The organism is Bacillus sp. JJ664, assembly GCF_036962205.1.
Taxonomy (GTDB): Bacteria; Bacillota; Bacilli; order Bacillales; family Bacillaceae_G; genus Gottfriedia.
In genome coordinates, this window is record NZ_JBALMS010000178.1 from 976 (window position 1) to 1816 (window position 841).

Consider the following 841-nt stretch of genomic DNA (forward strand, 5'->3'; position numbering starts at 1 on the left):
AATGTCATTAAATGCAAAAAAATGGTTTGAGATTTTAGAAAGAAAAAATTTAAAAGTTAATCTTTTAACCAAGAAACAGACTGCTAAACTTAATGCTGTTCCATCACATTCTAAATCATTTGAATATAATGGACAAGCTATTGAAATTCAGTATGAAGGAATAAAACAAATTTTACATGATGGAATGTTTGAAAGAATGTTTAATCAATTCGTTACACCATCTTCAATAGGTGAATTTATAAAACATGGACTAACAGAAGTAGCTAAGTCTAATAATTAAACGTAATCCTTTCCAGGATACTATTCTAGTTGTTTTTCACTTCTAACACCCGATCCTGTTTTTGTTTAAAAAATACATAATAGCACAGTATAAATTACTGTGCTATTTCCTATTAAACTAAAATATTTAAGGATAAATTAGATTCTACTTCTTTTTCCAAGAGTAGCAAAACTACGAAATAATCCCATGTAACGTCACTTGAATTAATTTTTTGTAAAAAAACTAACTATACATTTCATTCTTCATATAAAGAACAATAAAAAAACTCCATAAAATACAAAGAAATATTTTCTTGTTATTCGCCCCATCTTTAAATAGCAAAAATTCATCGTCAAGGTTATGTGATGTATGGTTTCTCACAATATGTGAAATTTTCAAACAAATTGCCCATTTAACCTTCAAATTACTTTCAGTATTTTGTTTTTCTAATAAAAATACCAAAGCTTCATTATCCGATAGTTTAATAACCTCTTCGTGAAGTTGAGTAAATTGTTCATAAAGTTCACTATCTACCGAAATTACTTGTTTTATACTATTAAATAATTTAGATTTAGTAATCGG

At 26.5% G+C, this 841-nt stretch carries 2 protein-coding genes; one reads left to right on the top strand and one right to left on the bottom strand.

Features of this window, described 5'->3' with window-relative positions:
* A partial coding sequence (locus V7056_RS19645; protein WP_499704078.1) for a hypothetical protein occupies nucleotides 1-280 on the top strand: 280 nt, incomplete at its 5' end.
* A gap of 222 nt (nucleotides 281-502) precedes the next feature.
* Here V7056_RS19645 and V7056_RS19650 read toward each other — a convergent pair.
* A partial coding sequence (locus tag V7056_RS19650; protein ID WP_499704079.1) for a hypothetical protein occupies nucleotides 503-841 on the bottom strand: 339 nt, incomplete at its 5' end.